This window comes from Halarchaeum acidiphilum MH1-52-1, assembly GCF_000474235.1.
In the GTDB taxonomy this organism is placed as follows: Archaea; Halobacteriota; Halobacteria; order Halobacteriales; family Halobacteriaceae; genus Halarchaeum; species Halarchaeum acidiphilum.
The window spans coordinates 1-3,150 of record NZ_BATA01000122.1; the positions used below are offsets into that span (position 1 = coordinate 1).

Annotated in this window: 4 protein-coding genes; 3 read left to right on the forward strand and 1 reads right to left on the reverse strand. The window is 65.0% G+C overall.

Annotated elements, in window-relative coordinates:
• The 3 genes from AOZ13_RS14275 to AOZ13_RS13285 all read left to right on the forward strand — a co-directional run.
• Positions 1–404 (forward strand): DUF7288 family protein (locus AOZ13_RS14275; protein WP_449404304.1); only part of this gene is annotated, 404 nt, incomplete at its 5' end.
• Positions 392–844, forward strand: a complete 453-nt coding sequence (locus tag AOZ13_RS13280; protein WP_020221179.1) for a DUF7266 family protein — start codon at positions 392–394, stop codon at positions 842–844. The genes AOZ13_RS14275 and AOZ13_RS13280, both read left to right, overlap by 13 nt.
• 19 nt (positions 845–863) lie before the next feature.
• Entirely contained in the window at positions 864–1,601 is a 738-nt protein-coding gene (locus AOZ13_RS13285; protein ID WP_020221180.1) for a DUF7289 family protein, read from the forward strand.
• Positions 1,602–1,610: 9 nt separating this feature from the next.
• On the opposite strand, the gene AOZ13_RS13290 is transcribed toward AOZ13_RS13285, so the two are convergent.
• A complete protein-coding gene (locus AOZ13_RS13290; RefSeq protein ID WP_021780838.1) occupies positions 1,611–2,939 on the reverse strand; it encodes a DUF7289 family protein in 1,329 nt (442 codons plus the stop codon).
• Positions 2,940–3,150 lie beyond the last annotated feature (211 nt).

A 3,150-nucleotide genomic window follows, 5' to 3' on the forward strand; every position in this document is an offset into this window, starting at 1 on the left:
GGGGGCTTCGAAACGCCGTCCTCTCCTCAAACAGGTCCGGGACGGGGCTTCGTGGGCCGGAGCGTACCCATCCGAACGGCTACTACGTCGGATCGGGAAACGAGAGCGTCGCGCTCTTCGACCGGTTGAACGAGACGTTTGGCGGGCGCGGAATCGCGTACAACGTCCGATTCGTCTCCCTCGAACCCGGTGACGGCCGGAGCTATCGAAAATTCGTCTACCAAGGCGACCCGACGGAGAACGCCGTGACGGTCAGCCGGACGGTGACGATTTACGACGACGATCACCTCGTCGGGCCGGACGGACCGACGTCGACGCGGGTCGGGTCGGCCCGATTCGTCGACGCGTCGAACTCGACGGTGTACAACGTCGTCGCCGTGGAGGTGACGGTATGGCGGATGTGACCGCCGACCGCGGCGTCTCCACCGTCGTCGGCTACGTCCTCAATCTCGGCATCGCGCTGTTGCTCGTCACCGGACTCCTCATCACGACGTCCGGATTCGTCGCCGACCAGCGCCATCGCGCCGTCGAGGAGGGACTCGGCGTCGTCGCCTCGCATCTCGCGGGCGATCTCGCGACCATCGATCGTCTCGCTTCGACGAGCGACGCCGAACACGTCGCCGTTCGCGCCGACGTCCCCGAGCAAGTCGCCGGGCGCGCGTACACGATCCACGTCAGCCCGGACGGAAATACGACGAAGATTCAGCTCGTCGAGACACGGACCGGCGTCACGGTCACGCGAAGTGTGCACACGAGTCTCACAGTAAGTGAGTCGACTCGCGGGGGCGGATCGCTCCGGTTCGTCTACGACGACGACGGCTCGATCGAGGTGGCGGATGACTGATAGAAGCGGAGGGCGAGGCGTGAGCGACGTCGTCGGCTTCGTCCTCGTGTTCTCGCTCATCCTCGCGACCGTGGGGATGGTCTACACGGCGGGGTTCTCCGGTCTGCAGAACGCACGGAACACGGAACGCGTCGCGAACGCCGAGAAGGCGTTCGAGGCCCTCCAGTCGAACGGGCAGGACGTCGTCCATCGCGGGGCCCCCTCGCGCGTGACCGTGATCAAGCTCTCCGACGCGCAACTCGGCCCCGGCGATCCCGTCACGATAAACGTCTCCGGCGAGACGCCCGGCGAGGCGCCGGTGACCGCGACCGTCCGTCCGCTCGTCTACTCGTCGGGGGACTCGCGGCTCGTCTACGTCGACGGCGCGGTGATCCGGTCCAGCAGCAGGGGGGCCGCGATGCTCAGCGAACCGAGCCTCCTCCACGGCGGCTCGCGAACGCTAGTGCCGATCGTCGAGACGCACTTCCCACAGGAGGGATCCGTCGCCGGGCAGACGCGTGCCCGCGTCCGGATGACCGTCCCCCGCAGTGAACGATCGCGAACCACGACGGTCGTCGGAGCGGCGGACGGCCCGGTTCACGTGAATCTGACGTCGACACAGCCGAAGCCGTGGCTCGACGCTTGGGCGCGGTATCTCGACGACGAACCCGGCGTCGACTGCGGGACCGCGACCCGGACCGCGGTCAACTGCACGATCAACCGATCGGTCACGCCGGTCACGGTCTCCCGAACGACAGTTCGGGTCGCGGTCGAGTGACGGGCGCGATCAGCGCAGCGCGACCGTGACGTTGTTCTTCGTCACGTGGAGGTAGGTGGTCGCGCGCTCGCCCGCCTCGTAGTTGATCTCGGCAAAGGACTGGTCGGATATACTGTGGCCGTGTCCGTGGAAATTCCCCTCGACGTTGATCGTCTCCGATCCGTCGGCGAGAATGCGCGTCGCGTAGCGGTTGACGACGAAGGAGGAGTTGGATTGCTCCTCCGGCCCGAACGTCTCGTTTCCGAGCGTGATCGCGTCCTCGCCGGTGTACGTGACCGCCCGAGTCGAGGTGAGATTCAGGTGTAGACGGCTGACCTTCCCGTCGTCACACGAGACCGGATACCCCCCTGTCCACTGCTGCGTCGCCGACTCGTTCGAGTAGGTGATGTCTACGGTCGCCGTATCATCGCCCGAACAGAGATCCTGCTTTTTCCAGTTTTCCGGCGAAATCGTGAGACTCTGTCCTGCGTTCGCCGTGATCTCTAACCCGAAGTCATCGGGTATATGACCGCTACTACCTGCTTTGAGAGACACGTTCAAATCCTGATATCCCCTCTCGCGAGACAGTCCGCGGACCGACCACGGTTTATCGTTGAATCCGTGATACCCCTGTGGTCCCGGCGTCGTGAGATTCACTCTGATCGTCGATCCGCTCCGCGTCACGTTCGACGGGGTGCGCGTTCGGAAGTACCGCTCCCACCCCCTCGCGTACCGGCTGTGGACGACGAGCGTCAAATTCTCGCCCTCGAGCGGGTTCGTGAAGTTCGCTCCCCGCGAGGCGTTCGGGAAGACCTGCTCGTCCACAGAACGCGGCGTCACCGTCGCCGAGCGCGTGCCCGTTCGCTCTCCCGGGGCCGCGGAAACGGTCATGACCGGGAGCGTGAGCGTCTGTCCATCGTAGTGGAACTCCGGTGGAGAGACGAGGATCGATCCGTTCGACTGATCGGCGCGCCAGACACCACCGCCCTGATAGGCGATCTCCGTGCCCCCCTCCGCGTACGTGACGGACCCGAGTGTCGTGTTGTTCAGAACCGGTTCGGTCCCGTCGTCCGTCTCTCTCACGAGTTTGATCCACCCTCGATCCGGGTGGACGACGTACTCGCCGTGTCCCGAACTCCCGAGATCGACCGTTTGAGAGGACGATCGGCCGAGCGCGACCAGCGAAGCCTGCGAGTCGAAGAACGTCATGACGTGCTCGGCGTTCGTCAGCGACGCCTGCTCCTGCGTCGAGGTGAGCGCGTCGTTCCCCATCGCTACCGTGACCCCCGACACGAGCAATGTCAGCGAGAGCAAAAGCACCGCCCCCATCACCTCCGATTGCCCACGCAATCCGCCCATACCCCGATACAATCGCTCAGCGTGGATGAACCTACTGGCGAGCACATGACGCAATATTCGGACGTAGCCCCCGGCCACCGACTTCTGTCCACCGCCGGACCACAGGGTCGTTCCGCTTCGCTTCACTCACTGATTCGAGCCCCCACGCGTCGCTGTTCGCCTCGTTTCACTCGGCAGAACAGCGGGCGTGGCGGGAGTCTCGCGAGCGAAC

Excerpts from the sequence above, each read along its gene's own strand:
- AOZ13_RS13280 (WP_020221179.1), top strand. The coding sequence starts at position 392 with ATGGCGGATGTGACCGCCGACCGCGGCGTCTCCACCGTCGTCGGCTAC.
- AOZ13_RS13290 (WP_021780838.1), bottom strand. The coding sequence starts at position 2,939 with ATGGGCGGATTGCGTGGGCAATCGGAGGTGATGGGGGCGGTGCTTTTG.